Source organism: Bradyrhizobium tunisiense (genome assembly GCF_042263385.1).
Taxonomy (GTDB): Bacteria; Pseudomonadota; Alphaproteobacteria; order Rhizobiales; family Xanthobacteraceae; genus Bradyrhizobium; species Bradyrhizobium tunisiense.
In genome coordinates, this window is the sequence record NZ_JBHLEV010000004.1 from 461,052 (window position 1) to 481,351 (window position 20,300).

Sequence of the window (20,300 nt, forward strand, 5' to 3'; positions counted from 1 at the left end):
GCGACAATCGACCATGGGGCGTCAACGGTCCAGCAATACGCATGCATGCCATCATGCGCACAATGCTTGTGTCGAACTGAGGCAGCGCTATAGATTGCGCGCGACAATATTCCGTGAGACAGACATGCCCGAATTTCCGACACTGGCGAAGCTCGCCGAGGACCTCGAAAGCGGCCGCACCACCGCCCGCAAGCTGGTCGAGGCCTGTATCGCCAGGATTGCCGATCCCTCAGGCGAAGGCCAGCGCGCCTTGATCCATGTCGACAAGGAGGCCGCGCTTGCGGCGGCCGACGCGATGGACGGCCTGCGCAAAGCCAAAGCGGCGCCGTCGCGCTATGCCGGCATCCCGATCTCGATCAAGGACCTGTTCGACATCAGGGGCCAGGTGACGCGCGCCGGTTCGCGCGCGCTCGACGATTCCCCGCCGGCCGAGCAGGATGCCGCGACGGTAGCGCGCTTGCGCAAGGCCGGCTTCGTCGTGATCGGGCGCACCAACATGACCGAGTTCGCCTATTCCGGCATCGGCATCAATCCGCATTACGGCACGCCGAAAGGTGCCTGGAACCGTGCCGAAGGCCACGTGCCCGGCGGCTCGTCCTCGGGTGCTGCGGTCTCCGTGCTCGACGGCATGGCGCATGGCGCACTCGGCACCGACACCGGCGGCTCCTGCCGGATTCCCGCGGCTTTCAACGGTATTGTCGGCTACAAACCGACGCAGCGGCGCGTGCCGCTCGATGGCTCCGTGCCGCTGTCGTTCTCGCTCGACAGCATCGGGCCGCTGGCACGATCGGTCAGTTGCTGTGCCATACTTGATGCCGTGCTCGCCAACGAGCCGATCACGGCGCTGAAGCCGCGGCCCGTGAAAGGCATGCGGCTTGCGGTGCCGACCACGATCGCACTCGACGATCTCGACACAGAGGTGGCTGATACCTTCGAGCGAGCGCTGAAATCGCTGTCCGATCATGGTGCCATCATCGAGCGCATCGAGATGGCGGAGTTCCACGATATCGGCCCGATGAACGCCAAGGGCGGCTTTGCCGCGTCCGAGAGCTACGCCTGGCATCGCTATCTCATCAACGCGAAGGGCGACGTCTACGATCCCCGCGTCTCCGTGCGGATCATGCGCGGCGAGGCGCAGAGCGCGGCCGATTACATCGATCTCCTCAACGAGCGCCGCTCGCTGATCGCCCGCGTCAACGCGCGCATCGCGCCCTATGACGCGCTGGTGCTGCCGACCACCGCGAACACGCCGCCGAAGATCGCCGATCTCGCCGACGACAAGGCCTTCACCAGGGAGAACCTGCGCGCCTTGCGCAACTGCACCCTGATCAACATGATCGACGGCTGCGCCATCTCGCTGCCCGCGCATCGCCAGGGCGAAATTCCCGTCGGCCTGATGCTGGCGGGCGCGGGCGGATCGGACCGTCGTATTTTCGAGCTTGCTGCCGGCATGGAGGCCGTCATTCGTGTTTGATCTCACTTTCACCGTCGATGCCCGGGACACCACCACGCCGCTGACGCTGGCGATCGACCAGATGGTCATCGCCGGCTGGACCGGCCGCGATCCCGTTGCGCGCGACAAGCATATCAAAGAGCTGCAGGAGATGGGCATTGCCCCGCCGGCCTCGACGCCGATCTACTATCGCGCATCGGCGCGGCGGCTGACCCAGGAGGACAGCATCGAATGCACCGGCGGTGATTCCTCCGGCGAGGTCGAGTTCGTGCTGATAGGCTGGCAGGGCCGCACCTTCGTCGGCTGCGGCTCCGACCACACCGACCGCAAGGTCGAGGCCTACAACGTCACCGTCTCCAAGCAGATGTGCGACAAGCCGATCGCCTCGACGCTCTGGGAGCTGGAAGACGTCATCGGCCATTGGGACAAGATGATCTTGCGCTCCTTCGCCACGATCAACGGCGAGCGCGTGCTCTACCAGGAAGGCACGCTCGATGCGATGCTGCCGGTGAACGACCTGATCGCGCGCGGCTTCGAGGGGGGCAAATTCCCCGACGGCTGCGCCATGTTCGGCGGCACCTTCGCCGCCAAGGGCGGCATCCGCCCTGCGGAGCGCTTCGACTTCGAGCTGGAAGACCCCGTGCTGAAGCGCACGATCAGGCACGGCTACGACGTCGTGACGCTGCCGGTGCGGGGCTAGGTTCCCTACGGGAATCGGGTGGTCGTAGCCGTTGCGTTCTGCCAAACACTCTTCGTCATTCCGGGGCGCGCCTCTTGGCGCGAACCCGGAATCCATCGTGGAGCAAATCGGTGGAGGAATGGATTCCGGGCTCGCGACTGCGTCGCGCCCCGGAATGACGGATGTAGATAGGATGTCGCTATGGCAACCGCGAAACGTATCTCGGCCGCAAGCCCGACGACCGATCGCGCCACCCGCATCGAAGCCCTCGACTGGCCTCAGATCACCGGCGAACTCGACTCTCAGGGCTGCGCCGTCCTGAAGAACCTGCTGACGCCCGACCAATGCCGCGCTATCGCCGCGCTCTACCCGGACGATGCGCACTTCCGCAGTCGCATTGTCATGGGCCGCCACAGCTTCGGTCGCGGCGAGTACAAGTATTTCGCCTATCCGCTGCCCGATCTGATCGCGCAACTCCGCCCGGCGCTCTACGCGCAGCTTCAAGGCGTCGCCAACCGCTGGAACGAGGCGATGGGCATCGACATCCGCTATCCCACCGCGCATGCAGCGTTCCTGAAGCGCTGCCACGAGGCGGGACAGGCCCGGCCAACGCCGCTGCTGCTGCAGTATGAAGCCGGCGACTACAATTGCTTGCACCAGGACCTCTATGGCGAGCACGTATTCCCGATCCAGGTTGCGATCCTCCTGTCCGAGCCGGGACGCGACTTCACCGGCGGCGAGTTCGTGTTGACCGAGCAGCGCCCGCGTATGCAGTCCCGCGCCGAAGTGGTACCGCTGGCGCAAGGTGATGCGGTCGCTTTCGCCGTGCATCATCGTCCGGTGCAGGGGACACGCGGCACCTATCGCGTTAACATGCGCCATGGCGTCAGCCGGATCAGGTCCGGCCAGCGCCACACGCTGGGTGTGATCTTCCATGATGCCAAATGAGTGTTGCGATTGACGGCTGATCTGTTCGACAGCGTCGACGAGACGCAGCCGTCGCGCGAGGAGATTGCGGACGGCGCGGTGCTGCTGCGCGGATTCGTCAAGCCGATCGAGAGCGAGTTGATCGAAGCGGTCCGCGCGATCGTGGCGCAGTCGCCGTTCCGGCGGATGACGACGCCCGGCGGCCATCTGATGTCGGTGGCGATGACCAATTGCGGCGAGCGCGGCTGGATCACCGATCATACCGGCTATCGCTATGATCCCATCGATCCGCGCACCGGCGCGCCTTGGCCGGCGATGCCGCCGGTGCTGCGCGATCTCGCCCGCCGCGCGGCAGAGCAAGGTGGCTTCAAAGACTTCGCGCCCGATGCGTGCCTCGTCAACCGGTACGAGCCCGGCACGCGGCTGTCGCTGCATCAGGACAAGGACGAGCTGGATTATTCCGCGCCGATCGTCTCGGTCTCGCTCGGACTGCCAGCGACCTTCCTGTTCGGCGGGCTCGCGCGAAGCGACAAACCGCGCCGTTTCCGGCTGGTGCATGGCGACGTCGTGGTCTGGGGCGGGGCCAGCAGGCTGGCCTATCACGGTGTCGCGCCGCTCGCCGACGGCGAGCATGCGCTGCTCGGGCGGAAGCGGATCAATCTGACGTTCCGGAGAACGCGGTGACGCGTTTGCTCGCCGGCCTGCTTGCGCTAAGCTGGCGTCAGGGGGAAGCGGCGCCATGACGACCACGGAGCATTCGGGCGATACGGGAACGGCACGCCGGACCGGTCTCTATCTGGCGCTGTTGCAATTGGTGTTCACGCTGGGCTGGACGACCTATGTCGTCTACTTGCCGAAACTTGCCGCCGAGGTCGGCATTGCGCCGTCCGCCGTCATCTTCATTCTGATGCTGGATCAGGCGATCTTCACCATTGCCGACACCGCAATGGGTATCGCCGCCGACAAGGTCGCGCCTTATGTCGGCAGGCTCGGCCTGTTCGTCGGGGTCGTGGCTGCCGTCTCCTGCGCCGCGTTCGTGGCGCTGCCCTTCGTCGCCGGAGCCGGTGCGGCCGCGCAAGGCTGGTTCATCGCACTGATCGTGGTTTGGTCGGTTACGTCGTCCGCGCTGCGCGCGCCGCCGCTGACCTTGCTCGGCAAGTATCGCGCCAAGCCGCAGGTGCCGTTCCTCGCGGCGCTTGCGATGCTCGGCTACGGCGTGGCAGGCGCGGTCTCGCCCTATCTCGGCGTCGTGCTGCGCGAGCACGATGCGCGGCTGCCGTTCGTGATCTCCAGCGTCGTGCTGCTGCTCACGGCGCTCGGGCTGTCGCGGATCGAGCATGACGTGGCGCGCGACACCGTGCCGCCCCGGCCGGACGAAGCAGCAAAGCCGCTCGGACTGGTGCCCATCGCCTTCATCGTCGCGATGGTCGCACTCGCACTCGGCTACCAGCTGCACTTCGCCATGAACAGCGCACCGTCCTACTTGCGGTTCGCCAGCCCCGGCGAGTTGCAATGGCTGATGCCGGTATTCTGGATCGGCTTCAACATCGCGATGTTTCCGGCGAGCCTCGTCGTCAAGCATCGCGGCGGCCTGATCGTGATGGGCGCCGCCGGATTGCTCGGCGCAGTCGCGATCGCGGCGGCCGAGCTTGCCGGCAGCCTCAACGCGCTGATCGCGGCGCAGTTTCTCGCCGGCGCCGCGTGGGGCTGCATGCTGATGAGCGCGATCTCGGCCGCGCTCGCGATCGGCTCGACGGGCGCGGAAGGCAAGGTGACGGGGCTGGTCTTCTCCGCACTCGCGTTTGGCACGTTTGCGCGCATGGCGGCGGTCGCCGGCGGCCTGCAGAAGATGCCGGAATATGCGCCGCTGTTGCACTGGACGCCGGTCGCCTGCTGGTCGGTCGCAGGTGCAGGCCTCCTGGTGATCGCAGCCGCGCGGCTACAGGCCGGTGTCGAGCTCAAGGCTTCGGCGGGTGGATGAACGCCCAGGGGCTGACTTCCGAATCGCGCGTCACTTCCACCGAAATCAGATACGGCCCGCCGTGGCTAAGCGCCTTCTCCATCGCGGCCTTGAACTGATCCGGCGCGGTGACACGCGCCGCCGCGACGCCAAATGACTCGGCGAGCTTGACGAAGTCCGGATTGACGAGATCGGACGCCACCACGCGGCCGTCGAAACGTTCGCGCTGGTCGCGGCGGACGTTGCCGTAGGCGTTGTTGTTGAACACCAGCGTCACCACGCCGATGTTGAACTGAACGGCGGTGGCAAGCTCCTGCACGCCGAACATGAAGCCGCCGTCGCCGGTGATCGCCACCACGGGCTTGTCGGGATTGGCGACCTTGGCGCCAAGCGCGGTCGGGAAACCCGAGCCCAGCGTGCCCTGATAGCCCGAGGTGATGAAGGTGCGCGTCTGGTAGACCGGAAAGCCGTACCAGGACGCGAAGCCGAATTGCGACAGTTCATCAGTGACGATCGCATTCGCGGGCAGCACCTCGCGCAGGATGTTGAGATAGGCCATCTGCGGCTGGATGCGCTGGATCTCCGCCTGCGCCGTCGCCGTGGCCTCGCGGATCTCCTGGCGCCGCGTGCCGCTTTTGGAATAGCCGGCCCTCTTCACGGCTGCGACGAGATCGGCTGTCCCGTCCCTGGCGTCGGCGACGATGGAGACATCGGAGGCGAGCCGGCGCATCTCGGCCGGATCGATGTCGATCCGGATGGATTTCAGCCCCTTCGGCTGAAAGGGCCAGCGGAAGCCCGACGCCGGCAGTTCCGCGCGGGTGCCGATCGCGATCATCACATCGGTTGTCGGCCACAGCTTGTAGGCCGCTGCCATGGTCAGGCCGAGCTCGTGCGCGTTGGAGACGATGCCGCGGCCGCTGCGGAAAGCAACCACGGGCGCATCGATCATCTCGGCGAGCTCGAGGATCTCCTCGCCCGCCTCGATCGCGCCGCTGCCGACGAAGATCATCGGCGCCTTGCTGGCCTTGATTAGCGCCGCGGCCTGCTTGACGAGATCGGCATCGGGCTGCGGAGCGGGCAGGGGCTCCAGCATCCGGGCAGCGGCGGTGTCTGCGCGCTGGGTGAAGACGTCCCAGGGCATCTCGACCGAGGCCGGACCACGCCGTCCCGACATCATCTCCTGGAAGGCGCGCGCGACGACCGTCGGCGCGTTGCCGGGATACTCGATTCGATCAGCCCACTTCACATAGGTTCGCAAGGTCGCGAGCTGGTCCGGCATCTCGTGCAGATGGCCGCGGCCCTTGCCCAGAAATTGCGTCGGCACCTGGCCGGTGACGCACAGCACCGGCTCGTTGCAGCCGAACGCGGTGAGCAGCGCCGCGCTGGCATTGAGCACGCCGGGGCCCGGCACCACGCTGAACACGCCGGGCCTGCCGCTGGAGCGGGCATAGCCGAACGCCATGTAGCCGCAGGCCTGCTCGTGCCGTGCGCCGATCACCTTGAGCTGGGCCTGGTGGAAGGCGTCGAACAGGCCGTAGACCTGCGCGCCGGGCAGGCCGAACACAGTGTCGACGCCATGGGCGACGAGCCCGCTTACGATCGCTTCGCCGCCGGTGAGGGTGGTCATCTGGCTATTCCACTTCGATTGTTGGTCAGGCTTCGTCGACGACACCGTTGCGCAAGCGTCCGATGCCCTCGGCCTCGATTTCGACGATGTCCCCGGGCTTCAGGTAACGCGGCGGATCGAACCGGGCACCAGCGCCGGTCGGCGTGCCCGTGACGATGATATCGCCGGGGACGAGGGTTGCGAAGGTCGAGATATAGTTCAAGAGATAGCGGAACGGAAACATCAACCGGCTGGTGCGATCGTCCTGCCTGAGCTCGCCGTTGACATGCGTGGTGAGCCTGACGTCCGCAATTTGCGCTTCCGTCGTGTAGGGCACCAGCCACGGCCCCAGGCTGCCGCTGGAATCAAAGTTCTTGCCCTGCGTCACGTTGAACTTGGCGTGGCGTAGCCAGTCGCGCACCGAGCCTTCGTTGCACAGCGTGAGCGCGGCGATATGATCGAGCGCTGCGCTCTCCGGGATGTGCCGGCCTTCCTTGCCGATCACCAGCACGATCTCGCCCTCATAGTCGAGCTGCGCGGAGGCGCGCGGGCGCACCAGCGGCGTGTCGTGGCCGACAAAGGAGCGGGGCGAGCGCATGAACATGCTCGGATATTTCGGCGCCTCCTGGCCGTCCTTGTACTCGGCATTGCGGTCGGGATAGTTGACGCCGATGCAGATGATCTTCTCCGGCGCAGGCACCGGCGGCAGCCAGGTGATGTCGCCGAGCGCGTGATCCGGTTTGCGGCCGGCGGCCTCTTCGGCAAGGCTGATGAGCTTGCCCGCAGCGATCACCTCGCGCAGCGTGGGATAGTCTCTCGCGTGACGCGCGGAGAGATCGACGATGCCGCCTTCCAGAACGGCGCCATAGCTGACATCACCCTTGACGGAATAGGTGGCGAGACGAGGCAGCTTCATCAGTCCGCCACCAGCACGTCGGCCACGAATTTCGGCTCGCGCACGGCTTGCCCTGAGAAAGGCGAACCTTGCTCGAACCACGAGCGCGGGGCCGGCGCGCCCCACAGCGTCTGGCGGCGCGGATCGCGCAGCGACCAGCGCAGCGGCTCGTGGTCGAGATCCCCGGTGAAGTAGTCACTGGTGTAGAGCTCGAGGCGATGCCCGTCGGGGTCGCGCACGTAAAGGAAGAACGCATTCGAGATGCCGTGGCGGCCCGGGCCACGCTCGATGTTCTTGACGAAGCCTTGCGAAGCCATGACGTCGCAGAGATGGATGATGTTCATCGCCGTCGGCGTCCAGTAGGCGAAATGGTGCAGGCGAGGGCCCTTGCCATTGGTGATCGCAAAATCGTGGACGTTGCCCTTGCGATGCATCCAGGCGGCGGCGATGCGTCCGTTCGGACCATCCTCCTCGGCGTATTCAGTGAGGCGGAAGCCGAGCCGCGCATAGAAATCGACGGTGTCCTGCACCTCGGCGGCAAAGACGTTGAAATGATCCAGCCGCTGCGGATGGCAGCCCCGATAGAGGTCGTAACGGCGCAAGAGATGCGGCCGCCGGTCCATCGATGCATAGAGCTCGATCTGGAAGCCGAAGGGGTCGGTGAATTGCAGGGTGCGGCCCTGGAAGGGCTGATCGACGAACGCGTATCCGAGGCCGTTCTCGGAGAGGAAGGCGGCGGCCTTGTCGAGATCCCCGTCATTGCCGACCTTGAAGCCGAGCCGGGCACAGGCCGGCACCGCGGCCTTCCGCAGCACCAGAGAGTGATGCTGGTGCTCCTCGGCGGCGCGCAAGTACACGACCTTGTCGTCGGCGTCCTCGACATGCAGGCCGACAATGGTCTCGTAGAACTCGCGGCTCAATTTCAGATCGGTCACGTCGAGCACGACGTGGCTGGAACGGATGATGTTGAACGGCGGCTCGAAGACGTGTTGCGGTACGGGCATGTGCGTTTCCCCTCATTCTGTCATTCCGGGGCGTGCGAAGCGCGAACCCGGAATCCATTCATCCACCAACTCTGCTGCTCGATGGATTCCGGGTTCGGCTCTTCGAGCCGCCCCGGAATGACACCGCCGCTAAACGCCCAGCTTCTGAATCTTGTGCGTGCCCCGCGCCAGCGAGACGTGCTTGGTTTCCATATAGAAGTCGAACGAATAATCACCGCCGTCGCGGCCGATGCCGCTCGCCTTCATGCCGCCGAACGGCGTCGGCAAATGGCGGACGTTTTCCGAGTTCAGCCAGATCATGCCGGCCTCCAGCGCGTCGGCGACACGCAACGCGCGGCCGACGTCGTTGGTCCAGACATAGCCGGTCAGGCCATAGCGGATGTCGTTGGCGATCTCGATCGCGTCGGCCTCGTCCCTGAACGGCAGCACCGTGAGGAAGGGGCCGAACACCTCCTCCTGCGCCACGCGCATCTTGCCGTGCGCGCCGGTCACCAGGGTGGGCTCGACATAATGTCCGCCGCCCGGGCCGTCATGGGCCTTGCCGCCGACCGCGATCGTCGCGCCGTCCTGGCGCGCGACGTCGAAATAGGAGCAGACCTTCGCCAGATGCCGCTCGTGGATCAGCGGTCCGATCTCGGTGGCGGGATCGAGGGGATGGCCGACCTTCAGCGCCTTCACGCGCGCGGTCAGCTTCTCGGTGAACTTGTCCGCAATGCTGGCCTGAACCAGGAGTCGGCTCGACGACGTGCAGCGCTCGCCGTTGAGGGAGTAGATCATGAAAACCACGGCATCGAGCGCGCGGTCGAGATCGGCATCGTCGAACACGATCACCGGATTCTTGCCGCCAAGCTCGAAATGCACGCGCTTCAGGGTCGGTGCGCCCTGGACCATGATCGCCGAGCCGGTCGCGCTCTCGCCGACGAATCCGATCGCCTTGATGGCGGGATGCTCGGTCAGCGCCTTGCCGGCTTCCTCGCCGAAGCCGTGGACGGTGTTGAGCACGCCGTCGGGAATACCGGCCTGCTTGGCCAGCTTCGACAGCATGTCGGCGGTGACCGGCGACCATTCGGCCGGCTTGTGCACGACGGTGCAGCCAGCGGCGAGGGCGGGGGCGATCTTCCAGGTCGAGAGCATGAATGGGGTGTTCCACGGCGTGATCACGCCGACCGGTCCGATCGGCACGCGCGTCGAGACATTCCAGTGCTCGTCGCTCGGCGTGTTGAGGCCGTCGCGCGCCTCCGCGCATTTGTCAGCGAAGAAGCGGAAATTCTCGGCGGCGCGAATCGCGGCCTTGGCCATGAAGCGATAGGCCTGGCCGGTGTCGATGCATTCGAGCACCGCGATGTCCTCGGCATTGTCCTCGATCGCGTCGGCCACGCGATGCAGCAGCTTCTTCCGCATCGCCGGACCCATGTCGCGCCAGGATTTGAAGGCGAGCGCAGCGGCCGTTGCGGCGCGGTCGATGTCCTCGGCGCTGCCGCGCGCGACGCTCGCGAGCGTCGTGCCATCGACCGGCGATTTCGTCTCGAACGTCTCGCCCGAGGTCGAGGCAACGGTCTTGCCGTCGATCATGTGACCGATTCCGTCGGCACGCAGCTGCTTCAACAGCGGCGCGACGCGGTCGCAGTTGGCCTGGAACACATCGGCTTTGGGGCTGGGCTTATCCATGGGCGGCTTCCGCTTTCAGGGCGTCGTGGATGTTGTTGCGCTTCCAGCTCGTGTCCTTGTCGTTGATCTGCATGTCGAACGACAGAGCGAACTTGCCGGCGGCGAAGACGGGATCGAGATGGCGGGAGAGCGCCTGGAAGACGTGTTCGCCGGCCTTCTGGCGCGTCTTGAGATCGCGGCCCTCGCCGATGCGCAGCACCATGTCGAGAAAGCCGTAGTCCTGTCGTGCGTCCGCAATCGCATAATGCTCGCAGCGGATGGCGCGCACGCGGATGCCGCCGAGCGGGAAGATACCGGTCTCAACCGCCGCCTTGCGCACGACCTCGCACACCAGCTTCATGTCGAGACGGCCGTCGAGATTGGCCGAATATTCGATCGTGAAATGCGGCATCGCAGCTTCACTCCCTGTGTCGTCTTATTGCTTTACGCGAAGTAGCAGCTCACCGAGCCATAGGCGCCATAATCGGCTTGAATTGTGTCGCCCTTGCGGGTCTCGATCGGCCGGATGAAGGAGCCGGCGAGCACGACCTGGCCGGGCTCCAGCGCGAGCCCGAGCGGCGCGATCTTGTTGGCGAGCCAGGCAACGGCGGTCGCGGGATGATTGAGCACGCCGGCGGCAAGGCCGGTTTCCTCGAGCTGTCCGTTTCTGAAGCAGAGCGCGCCGATCCAGCGCAGATCGGTGTCGAGCGGGCGGATCGGCCGTCCGCCGAGCACGATGCCCGCATTGGCCGCATTGTCGGCGATGGTGTCGAAAATCTTCCGCGTCGCCTTCGTCTTGGGATCGACGCGCTCGATCCGCGTATCCAGGATCTCCAGTGCCGGCACGACGAAGTCGGTGGCATTGAGCACGTCGAACAGCGTGCAGTCGGGGCCTGAAAGCCGCTTGCTCATGACGAAGGCGAGTTCGGCTTCCACGCGCGTCGCTATGAAGCGCTCGGTCGGCACCAGCCCGCCATCGGCAAAGAACATGTCGTCGAGCAGCACCCCGGAATCGGGTTCGTCGATATTGAGCGCGCTCTGCATCGCCTTCGAGGTCAGGCCGATCTTGTGGCCCTTGACGATGCGGCCCTCGGCGATCTTGACGTCGACCCAGGCCTTCTGAATCGCGTAGGCATCAGCGATGGTGATGCCAGGGAAGTCCTGCGAGAGCTGCCTGATCTGCGTGCGGGTCTTCTCCGCCTGGTGCAGACGCCTCGCGCAAGCTTGGATATCGTCGTTGGAGAGCGCCATTGTGATCTTACAAATCGGGATGCCGGGAGATACTTAACATGTTAAGTGAATGCGTCAAACACAATTTCGGCTTGCTGCACTGCAAACGTATTGCGGTTTGAAAGGGCGTCATGGTGAAGAGACTGGCTGATCCAGCGAACGGAAGCGCGCCTGCCGCGCGCCAGGTGCCGATGCGCGATTTCTCGCGCTCGCTGCCGATGTCGCTGCTGCGGGCCCGCGAAGCGGTAATGCGGCAGTTCCGCCCCTCGCTGCGCGAGCACGGCTTGACCGAGCAGCAATGGCGCATTCTGCGCGCGCTGGCGGCGATCGAAGCGGTCGAGGTTACGGAACTCGCGCGCACCGCCTTCCTGCTCGGACCGAGCCTGTCACGCATCCTGCGCGATCTCGAGGGGCGCAATCTGATCGAGCGCAAGACCGCGAAGGCGGACCAGCGCCGCAGCATGGTCTCGATCTCGAAAGAGGGGGTGAAGCTGATGGCCTCGGTGGCGCCGAATTCGGAGGCGATCTATGCCGAGATCACGCGGCGCTTTGGCGCACGCAAGCTCGCCGAATTGCAGGACATGCTAGGCGCGCTCGAACAGAGTCTCGCAGGGCTGGGGACAGGCGAGGAGGCAAGTGCCGAGGAGTGAAGCCAGATATGCGCGCGCGCGCGGCCGATAGCCATGGACATTCACGCTTTTTTTCGCTCAAAGTGCGGCCCATCGGGAAGGGCTCGGCCCCCGAGGCAATCCAGAGTGTCACCGCCGAGGGATGTTGGATTGCTCCCTGTCGCTCGCAATGACGACGGTCCAAACAACAAAGAAGGAAGGCAACGTGGCGAACAAGGTCAAGGAAATCTGGAAGTCGGGCAAGGCCGTGGTCAACGCGTGGCTCGCAATTCCCTCCGGCTTCTCGGCCGAGATGATCGCGCAATGCGGCTTCGACAGCGTCACCGTCGACATGCAGCACGGCGTGCAGGACTATCTATCGATGGTCCAGTGCTTCCAGGCGATGGACAAGCATCCCGTGACCCCGATGGTCCGCGTGCCCTGGAACGAGCCCGGCATCATCGGCAAGGTGCTCGACGGCGGCGCCTATGGCGTGATCTGCCCGATGGTCAACACGCCGCAGGAAGCCAGGAACCTGGTCTCCTATTCCAAATATCCGCCGCAGGGCGTGCGCTCCAACGGCCCGATCCGCGCCGGCATGTACGGCACCGCGGGCTCGTATCAGAAGACCGCGAATGCCGACACCATCCTGCTGCCGATGATGGAGACCAAGACCGCGGTCGAGAACATGGAAGCGATCCTCGACGTCGAAGGCATCGACGGCGTCTATATCGGGCCATCCGATCTCGGATTCTCCTACGGCCTCGAACCCAAGCTCGACCGCAGCGAGCCCGAGATCCTCGCGATCTACGAGAAGATCATCAAGGAGTGCGGCAAGCGCGGCCTCAATCCGGGCATCCATTGCAGCGGCGCCGAAGGCGCGGCGCGCGCCATCAACATGGGCTTCAAGCTGGTGACGCTGTCGAACGAGGTCGGCCTGATGACGACCTACGCCAAGATGCAGGTCAACGCGACCCGCAAGGATTCGGGCGGCAAGGCTTAAGAAACTCGCGAATGGCGAATGGGGAGTAGCGAATAGGGCTACTCCCTTTTTCCATTCGCCACTCACCATTCGCTACTCGCCTCCGAAGGAGACCTGCCATGACCATCAGCCCAGTCATCCGCCTGCATCCCGATGATGGCGTGCTGATCGCGCGCGCCAGCCTGCCGCCGGGGACGGTGGTGGCGGATGGCGTGACCACGGTCGAACGCATTCCCTCCGGCCACAAGGTCGCGATCAAGCCGATCGCGGTCGGCGAGCCGGTCAAGCGCTACGGCCAGATCATCGGCTTTGCGACGGTGCCGATCGCGCCGGGCCAGCACGTGCACGTGCAGAATTGCGGCATGGGCGATTTCGCCAAGGACTATGCCTATTGCGCCGACGTCAAGCCGACGCCGAATTTCGATCTGCCGGCGACCTTCGAGGGCATCCGCCGCCCGGACGGCCGTGTCGCCACGCGCAACTATATCGGCATTCTCACCTCGGTGAATTGCAGCGCGCATGTCGCGAGCCTCGTCGCCGACGTTTTCAAGAAGAATCCCTTCACCGGCGACAATCCGCTGGCCGAGTTCCCCAATGTCGACGGCGTGGTCGCGCTGACCCACAAGACCGGCTGCGGCATGACGCAGAACGAGCCGCTCGCGCTGCTCCGCCGCACGCTCGGCGGCTACGCACGCCACGTCAATTTCTCCCACGTCATCGTGCTTGGGCTGGGCTGCGAGGTGAACCAGATCGGCGGCCTGATGGAAGAGCAGAAGCTCGCCGGCCGCCTGCGCGCGATGGACATTCAGGAGGTCGGCGGCACCCGCAAGACGGTCGAGGCCGGCATCGCCTTCGTGCGCGAGGCGCTGACTGATGCTGACAAGGTCAAGCGCGAAACGGTGCCGGCGAGCGAGCTCACCGTGGCGCTGCAATGCGGCGGCTCGGATGGCTATTCCGGCGTGTCAGCCAATCCCGCGCTCGGTGCTGCCAGCGATCTCATCGTGCGCCACGGCGGCACAGTGATCCTGTCGGAGACGCCGGAGACCTATGGCGCCGAGCATCTCTTGACGCGCCGCGCCGTCAGCCGCGAGGTCGGCGAGAAGCTGGTCGACCTCATGCGCTGGTGGGACGAATACACAGCGCGTGAAGGCGCCGAGATGAATGCCAATCCGAGCCCCGGCAACAAGGCCGGCGGTCTCACCACCATTCTGGAGAAGTCGCTCGGCGCGATGGCGAAGGCCGGCACCACCAATCTCGTCGAGGTCCTGCGTTACGCCGAGCCCATCACCAAGAAGGGTTTCGTCTTCATGGACACGCCCGGTTACGACCCGGTCGCGGCGACCGGCCAGGTGGCGGGCGGCGCCAATCTCGTCTGCTTCACCACGGGCCGCGGCAGCGTGTTCGGCTGCAAGCCGGCGCCCTCGATCAAGCTCGCCACCAACACGCCGATGTACAAGCGCATGGAAGAGGACATGGACGTCAATTGCGGCACCATCCTCGAAGGCGAGGAGAGCGTCGAGCAATGCGGCCAGCGCATCTTCGAACTCATCCTCAAGACCGCCTCGGGTCAACCGACCAAGAGCGAAAGCTTCGATTTCGGCGGCGCCGAGTTCGCGCCCTGGGTGCTCGGCGCGACGATGTAGTCGCGCGGCGTGCGGCGCAATCGCGACGCAGTCGCAATTGAATCAAGTGATAACAGGGGCGCGTGTGGTTGCGCGGGATGCAACGATCCCTCGCTAAGTAATGATACGGAGGCGCGCATCCCGCCCCGAGGTTCCCAAACTCACACCTGATTAACACTGTTGCCGTAGACAGGGTGTGATGCGGCTCCACAGCGTGGTGGGGCCAGCCTGTGTTCAAGGATCAAGCGATGCAAGCGATACGTCCCACGGGGGTGGAAAATCTCCTCGGTGAGGAGGAGCTGATCGTATCGAAGACCGATCTCAAGGGCCGCATCACCTACGCCAACGACGTCTTTCTCCGCATGGCGAAGTACTCCTGGAAGGAGCTGATGGGCGCGCCCCACAGCCTGATCCGCCATCCGGACATGCCGCGCTGCGTCTTCAAGCTGCTGTGGGATACGCTCCAGGCCAAGCAGGAGATCTTCGCCTACGTCGTCAATCTCGCCGGGGACGGCAGCCATTATTGGGTGTTCGCCCATGTCACCCCGACGCTCGACGATCGCGGCAACATCATCGGCTATCACTCCAATCGACGCAGGCCCGATCCGGCGCCTGTCGAGCGCATCAAGCCGATCTACAAAGCGCTCTGCGCGGAAGAGGCGCGCCACGCCAATGCCAAGGACGGCATGCGCGCAAGCTTCGACGTGATGGTCGCTCTGCTCAAGCAAAACGGTGTTGCTTACGATGAATTCGTGCTCTCTCTCTAAGGCGAAAGCAGCGACCGCGCTCGCGTGTCTTCTCGTCGCCGTCGCGTTCGCCGTCTCACTGCTCGGCTGGAGCGGAATCGTCAGCGCAGCGCCGCTCGGCGCGGCGATCACGCTGCTCGGCTATGCCCTCTGGTGTCAGCACCGCGCGGCAATGGCCGTTGATGAGGTGGCCGATGTGTGCCGCAAGGCGGCGCGCGGCGATCTCGAAGCGCGGATCCTGAGCGAGCGCCAGGCCGGGCGGATCGGCGCCATCCAGAAGTCGGTCAACGACATGCTCGACATCACCGACGCCTTCGTCCGCGAGGCTTCGGCGTCGATGGACTATGCCAGCCGGGGCAAGTATTTCCGCAAGATCCTCGCGCGCGGCTTGCCCGGCTCGTTCCGCCGCTCGGCCAGCGTGATCAATGCCGGCACCGACAGCCTCGGCCGCCGCGTGGTCGAGATCGCCGGCCTCGCAAAGCACTTCGGCACGCATCTCGACGAGGTTGCGGGCACGCTCATGAGCGCCGCGACCGATCTGGAATCCGATGCCGGCCAGATGGCGGCGGCGGCGGAGATCACGAGCCGCCAGACCTCGGGCATGCGCAGCGCGTCAGATCAGGCCTCGAGCAATGTCGCGACGGTGGCGAGCGCCGCGGAGCAGCTCGCGTCCTCGATCGCGGAGATCAGCCGCCAGGTCGCCGGTTCGACCACGAGCACCGGGCGCGCCGTCGACGAGGCCAATCGTGCCGGCAGCGAAATTCGCAGCCTCGCGGATGCCGCGATGCGGATCGGCGACGTCGTCAAGCTGATCAGCGAGATCGCCGAGCAGACCAACCTGCTCGCGCTCAACGCCACGATCGAGGCGGCGCGGGCAGGTGAGGCGGGCCGCGGCTTCGCGGTGGTGGCCTCCGAGGTCAAGAGCCTCGCCAACCAGACTGCGAAGGCGACCGAGGAGATCAGCGCCAAGGTCGGCGAGATGCAGCAATCGACGACCAATTCGGTCGCAGCCGTCGAGGCGATCGCGCAGACCATCGGCGAGATCGACGGCATCACCGCCGCGATCGCGGCCTCAGTCGAACAGCAGGGCGCTGCGACGCGCGAGATCGCCCGCAACGTCCAGGAGGCCTCGGCCGGCACCTCGCAGGTCTCCTCCAACGTGTCGGGCATCAGCGAAGCCGCCGCCGATACCGGCCGGGTGGCCAGCCGCGTCAACAGCGCCTCCGAACGCGTCCGTGGCGAGGTCGAGACGCTCCGGCGCGAGGTCACGCAGTTTCTGCAGCGGCTGACCTCGGCGGCGTAGGGAGGCGCTCTCGTTCCCTCTTCCCTCGCGGGAGAGGGTGGCTCGCCGCAAAGCGGCGAGACGGGTGAGGGGCTCTCTCCTCACGAACAGCTCTGCGAGCGGTGACATACCCCTCATCCGGCGCTGCGCGCCACCTTCTCCCGCAAGGGGAGAAGGAAGAAAGCACCTAGCCCGCATCTTACCTGGCGGTCTCGTGGGGTGGGCAAAGGCGCACTTGCGCCGTGCCGCCCGGTCTACGATGTGACCGGGATACTTCCTAGGCACCCTTTGCCCGTTGTTAGTGCTTGATCGCACCCACATCAGGTGTTCTGCTCAAAAAAGCTGCTGGAGCACCGCACCCCGTGTCGATCTACGTCGCATTACATCACGTCACGCACTACAAATACGACCGCCCGATCGATCTGGGACCGCAGACCATCCGGCTCCGGCCGGCGCCGCATACGCGCACGCCGGTCCTGAGCTATTCGCTCAAGGTCACGCCATCCAACCATTTCGTGAACTGGCAGCAGGATCCGCAGGGTAACTGGCTCGCCCGCTACGTCTTCCCGGAGAAGACGACCGAGCTGAAGATCGAGGTCGACTTCACGGCGCAGATGACGGTGGTCAACCCGTTCGACTTCTTCGTCGAGCCTTACGCCGACAGCTTTCCGTTCGAGTACCCCAAGGACCTGAAGACCGAGCTTGCGCCGTATCTCGAGACCGTCAAACCCGATCGCCTGTTCGCCAAATTTCTCGACACGATCCCGCATGACGCCCCGAACACCGTCAACTTCCTGGTCGATCTCAATCGCGAGCTTCAGAAGCACGTCCGTTACATCATCCGTATGGAGCCGGGCGTGCAGACACCGGAGGAGACGCTCTCCTCCGGCGCCGGATCGTGCCGCGACTCTGCCTGGCTCCTGATCCAGACGCTGCGTCATCTCGGGCTCGCCGCGCGCTTCGTGTCCGGCTACCTGATCCAGATCCGTCCCGACATCGATCCGATCGAGGGCCCCCCCGAGGTCGAGAACGACTTCACCGACCTGCACGCCTGGGCCGAGGTCTATCTGCCGGGCGCGGGGTGGATCGGGTTCGATGCGACCTCCGGCATGCTCGCGGGCGAGGGCCACATCCCGGTCGCCGCCACGCCGCATTATCGCTCGGCCGCACCGATCTCCGGCGGCGCCGGCTTTGCCGAGGTCGAGTTCGAATTCGACATGAGCGTAAAGCGCATCCGCGAGGCGCCGCGCATCACAAAACCGTTCTCGGACGAATCCTGGGCGCGGCTCAACGATCTCGGCGAGCAGGTCGACGGCGATCTCGCCGCGCAGGACGTGCGGCTCACGATGGGCGGCGAGCCGACCTTCGTCTCGGTCGACGATCTCGAAGCGGCGGAGTGGAATACGGAAGCCGTCGGTCCGACCAAGCGCGGGCTCGGCGACGATCTGATCCGCCGCCTGCGCACGCGCTTCGCGCCCGGCGGGCTGCTGCATTACGGCCAGGGCAAATGGTATCCCGGCGAAAGCCTGCCGCGCTGGGCCTTCGGCCTGTACTGGCGCAAGGACGGCGTGCCGATCTGGAAGAATGGCGACCTGATCGCGAAGATCGAGAATCCGCGGCGCGCCGAGGTCAAGGACGCCCAGGCGTTCGTGGAGGGTGCGGCGTTGCGGCTCGGCCTCGATCCCGGCTACATCATGCCGGCCTATGAGGACACTGCGTACTGGCTCCAGAAGGAGGCCGAGCTTCCCGTCAACGTCGATCCCTCCGACTCCAAATTGTCCGATCCGGAGGCCCGCGCGCGCATGGCGCGCGTGTTCGACGAGGGTCTCAACACGCCGCGGGGTTTCGTGCTGCCGGTGCAGCGCTGGAACGCGCCGCCGCGCTGGCGCAGCGAGCGCTGGCAACTCCGGCGCAATCATCTGTTCCTGATGCCCGGCGATTCGCCTCTCGGCTTGCGCTTGCCGATCGGCTCGCTCGGTTATGTCCCGCCCAACCAATATCCCTACATCGTCGAGCAAGATCCGATGGAGGTACGGGGCAAGCTGCCGGTGTTCACGTCACCGGCGCGTCCGGAAGCGCGACCGCGGGTCGAGCCGGAGCATCTCAACACCTCGGTCCCCGTGCGCACCGCGATGTCGGTCGAGGTCCGCAACGGCGTGCTCTGCGCCTTCATGCCCCCGGTCGAGCGCATCGAGGATTATCTCGAACTGATCGCGGCGCTCGAAGCGACCGCCGAAGAGATGCAGATTCAGGTTCATGTCGAGGGCTATCCGCCGCCGTTCGATCCGCGCATCGAAGTCATCAAGGTGACGCCCGACCCCGGTGTCATCGAGGTCAACATCCAGCCGGCCAGGAGCTGGCGCGACGCGGTCGACATCACCGTCGGGCTCTATGAGGACGCCGGCAAGACGCGCCTCGGCGCCAACCGCTTCCTGGTCGACGGCCGCCACACGGGCACCGGCGGCGGCAACCACGTCGTGGTCGGCGGCTCCTCGCCGCAGGATTCACCATTCCTGCGCCGGGCTGATCTTCTCAAGAGCCTCGTGCTGTACTGGCAGCGGCATCCGTCGCTGTCCTATTTCTTCTCCGGCCTGTTCATCGGCCCGACCAGCCAGGCGCCGCGCATCGACGAGGCCCGCCACGACAGCATCTACGAGCTCGAGATCGCGCTCTCGCATGTGCCGCCGCCGGGCACCCAGGCACCGCTGTGGCTGGTGGACCGGCTGTTCCGGCATCTGCTCGTCGACATCACCGGCAACACTCATCGCGCCGAGATCTGCATCGACAAGCTCTATTCGCCCGACGGGACCACGGGCCGGCTCGGGCTCGTCGAATTCCGCGCGCTCGAAATGCCGCCCGATCCGCGCATGTCGCTGGCGCAGCAGCTCCTGATCCGCGCGCTGATCGCAAAGATGTGGCGCGAGCCACAAACCGGCAAGTTCGTGCGCTGGGGCACCGCGCTGCATGACCGCTACATGCTGCCGCATTTCATCTGGGAAGACTTTCTGGACGTGCTCACCGAGCTGAAGCAGTTCGGCTACCCTTTCGAGCCGGAATGGTATCTGGCCCAGCTCGAATTCCGCTTTCCCGCTTTCGGCCGCGTCCATCATGGCGGCGTGACGCTGGAGCTGCGCCAGGCGCTGGAGCCCTGGCACGTGCTGGGCGAGGAGGGCTCGGCCGGCGGAACCGTGCGCTATGTCGACTCATCCGTCGAGCGGCTCCAGGTCAAGACCGAGGGCTTCGTCGAGGGCCGCCACATCGTCACCTGCAACGGCCGCCGCCTGCCGATGACCTCGACCGGCCGCTCGGCCGAGGCCGTGGCCGGCGTCCGCTTCAAGGCCTGGCAGCCGGCCTCCGGCCTGCACCCGACCATCCCGGTCCACGCGCCGCTGACCTTCGATCTGATCGACACCTGGAACGGCCGCTCGCTCGGCGGCTGCGTCTATCACGTCGCCCATCCGGGCGGCCGAAGCTACGAGACCAAGCCGGTCAACACCTATGAGGCCGAGGCGCGGCGGCTGGCGCGCTTCCAGGATCACGGCCATACGCCGGGACCGGTCCGGCCACCGCCCGAGGAACGCACAAATGAGTTTCCGCTGACCCTCGACTTGCGGACCCCGCTCCTGCAATGAGTATGATGGTGGGGCAGGGAGAGGCGC

General features: G+C 65.6%; 17 protein-coding genes. 11 read left to right on the forward strand and 6 right to left on the reverse strand.

Annotated features, from left to right (window positions below; genetic code table 11):
* Positions 1-124: 124 nt before the first annotated feature.
* From ACFDR6_RS20960 to ACFDR6_RS20980, 5 genes are all read left to right on the forward strand, one after another.
* Positions 125-1,474 carry an amidase gene (locus ACFDR6_RS20960; RefSeq protein ID WP_375859349.1) on the forward strand — a complete coding sequence of 450 codons (1,350 nt, stop codon included), beginning with the start codon at positions 125-127 and terminating at the stop codon, positions 1,472-1,474.
* Positions 1,467-2,153 (forward strand): DUF2848 domain-containing protein, encoded by a 687-nt coding sequence (locus ACFDR6_RS20965; protein WP_375859351.1) that lies wholly within the window; start codon positions 1,467-1,469, stop codon positions 2,151-2,153. The genes ACFDR6_RS20960 and ACFDR6_RS20965 overlap by 8 nt, the downstream gene beginning before the upstream one ends.
* Before the next feature lie 180 nt (positions 2,154-2,333).
* Entirely contained in the window at positions 2,334-3,080 is a 747-nt protein-coding gene (locus ACFDR6_RS20970; protein WP_375859352.1) for a 2OG-Fe(II) oxygenase, read from the forward strand.
* 9 nt (positions 3,081-3,089) lie between these two features.
* Positions 3,090-3,743 carry a DNA oxidative demethylase AlkB gene (alkB, locus tag ACFDR6_RS20975; protein ID WP_375859353.1) on the forward strand — a complete coding sequence of 218 codons (654 nt, stop codon included), beginning with the start codon at positions 3,090-3,092 and terminating at the stop codon, positions 3,741-3,743.
* 55 nt (positions 3,744-3,798) lie between these two features.
* Complete coding sequence (locus ACFDR6_RS20980) at positions 3,799-5,040, forward strand: MFS transporter (RefSeq protein WP_375859354.1); 1,242 nt, start codon at positions 3,799-3,801, stop codon at positions 5,038-5,040.
* Here ACFDR6_RS20980 and ACFDR6_RS20985 read toward each other — a convergent pair.
* From ACFDR6_RS20985 to hpaH, 6 genes are all read right to left on the reverse strand, one after another.
* Positions 5,018-6,646, reverse strand: a complete 1,629-nt coding sequence (locus ACFDR6_RS20985; protein ID WP_375859355.1) for a thiamine pyrophosphate-dependent enzyme — start codon at positions 6,644-6,646, stop codon at positions 5,018-5,020. The genes ACFDR6_RS20980 and ACFDR6_RS20985 overlap by 23 nt on opposite strands.
* A 25-nt stretch (positions 6,647-6,671) precedes the next feature.
* Positions 6,672-7,541 (reverse strand): fumarylacetoacetate hydrolase family protein, encoded by an 870-nt coding sequence (locus tag ACFDR6_RS20990; protein ID WP_375859356.1) that lies wholly within the window; start codon positions 7,539-7,541, stop codon positions 6,672-6,674.
* On the reverse strand, positions 7,541-8,524 hold the full coding sequence (hpaD, locus tag ACFDR6_RS20995; protein ID WP_375859357.1) for a 3,4-dihydroxyphenylacetate 2,3-dioxygenase: 984 nt from the start codon (positions 8,522-8,524) through the stop codon (positions 7,541-7,543). The genes ACFDR6_RS20990 and hpaD overlap by 1 nt, the downstream gene beginning before the upstream one ends.
* Positions 8,525-8,653: 129 nt before the next feature.
* On the reverse strand, positions 8,654-10,192 hold the full coding sequence (hpaE, locus tag ACFDR6_RS21000; RefSeq protein WP_375859358.1) for a 5-carboxymethyl-2-hydroxymuconate semialdehyde dehydrogenase: 1,539 nt from the start codon (positions 10,190-10,192) through the stop codon (positions 8,654-8,656).
* Positions 10,185-10,583 carry a 5-carboxymethyl-2-hydroxymuconate Delta-isomerase gene (locus tag ACFDR6_RS21005; protein WP_212081232.1) on the reverse strand — a complete coding sequence of 133 codons (399 nt, stop codon included), beginning with the start codon at positions 10,581-10,583 and terminating at the stop codon, positions 10,185-10,187. Before ACFDR6_RS21005 ends, hpaE begins: the two co-directional genes overlap by 8 nt.
* A gap of 32 nt (positions 10,584-10,615) precedes the next feature.
* A complete protein-coding gene (hpaH, locus tag ACFDR6_RS21010) occupies positions 10,616-11,422 on the reverse strand; it encodes a 2-oxo-hept-4-ene-1,7-dioate hydratase (protein WP_212081233.1) in 807 nt (268 codons plus the stop codon).
* Positions 11,423-11,532: 110 nt separating this feature from the next.
* On the opposite strand from hpaH, the gene hpaR reads away from it, so the two are divergent.
* From hpaR to ACFDR6_RS21040, 6 genes are all read left to right on the forward strand, one after another.
* Positions 11,533-12,051 carry a homoprotocatechuate degradation operon regulator HpaR gene (hpaR, locus tag ACFDR6_RS21015; protein ID WP_317240426.1) on the forward strand — a complete coding sequence of 173 codons (519 nt, stop codon included), beginning with the start codon at positions 11,533-11,535 and terminating at the stop codon, positions 12,049-12,051.
* Positions 12,052-12,235: 184 nt separating this feature from the next.
* Positions 12,236-13,012 carry an HpcH/HpaI aldolase family protein gene (locus ACFDR6_RS21020; protein WP_008549964.1) on the forward strand — a complete coding sequence of 259 codons (777 nt, stop codon included), beginning with the start codon at positions 12,236-12,238 and terminating at the stop codon, positions 13,010-13,012.
* A 98-nt stretch (positions 13,013-13,110) separates the two neighbouring features.
* Positions 13,111-14,634, forward strand: coding sequence for a UxaA family hydrolase (locus ACFDR6_RS21025; RefSeq protein ID WP_212081235.1), 1,524 nt, complete (start codon positions 13,111-13,113; stop codon positions 14,632-14,634).
* 227 nt (positions 14,635-14,861) lie between these two features.
* Positions 14,862-15,380, forward strand: coding sequence for a PAS domain-containing protein (locus ACFDR6_RS21030; RefSeq protein WP_212081236.1), 519 nt, complete (start codon positions 14,862-14,864; stop codon positions 15,378-15,380).
* Entirely contained in the window at positions 15,358-16,662 is a 1,305-nt protein-coding gene (locus tag ACFDR6_RS21035) for a methyl-accepting chemotaxis protein (RefSeq protein WP_375859359.1), read from the forward strand. Before ACFDR6_RS21030 ends, ACFDR6_RS21035 begins: the two co-directional genes overlap by 23 nt.
* Positions 16,663-17,003: 341 nt before the next feature.
* Positions 17,004-20,273, forward strand: coding sequence for a transglutaminase family protein (locus ACFDR6_RS21040; RefSeq protein WP_375859360.1), 3,270 nt, complete (start codon positions 17,004-17,006; stop codon positions 20,271-20,273).
* Positions 20,274-20,300: the final 27 nt, after the last annotated feature.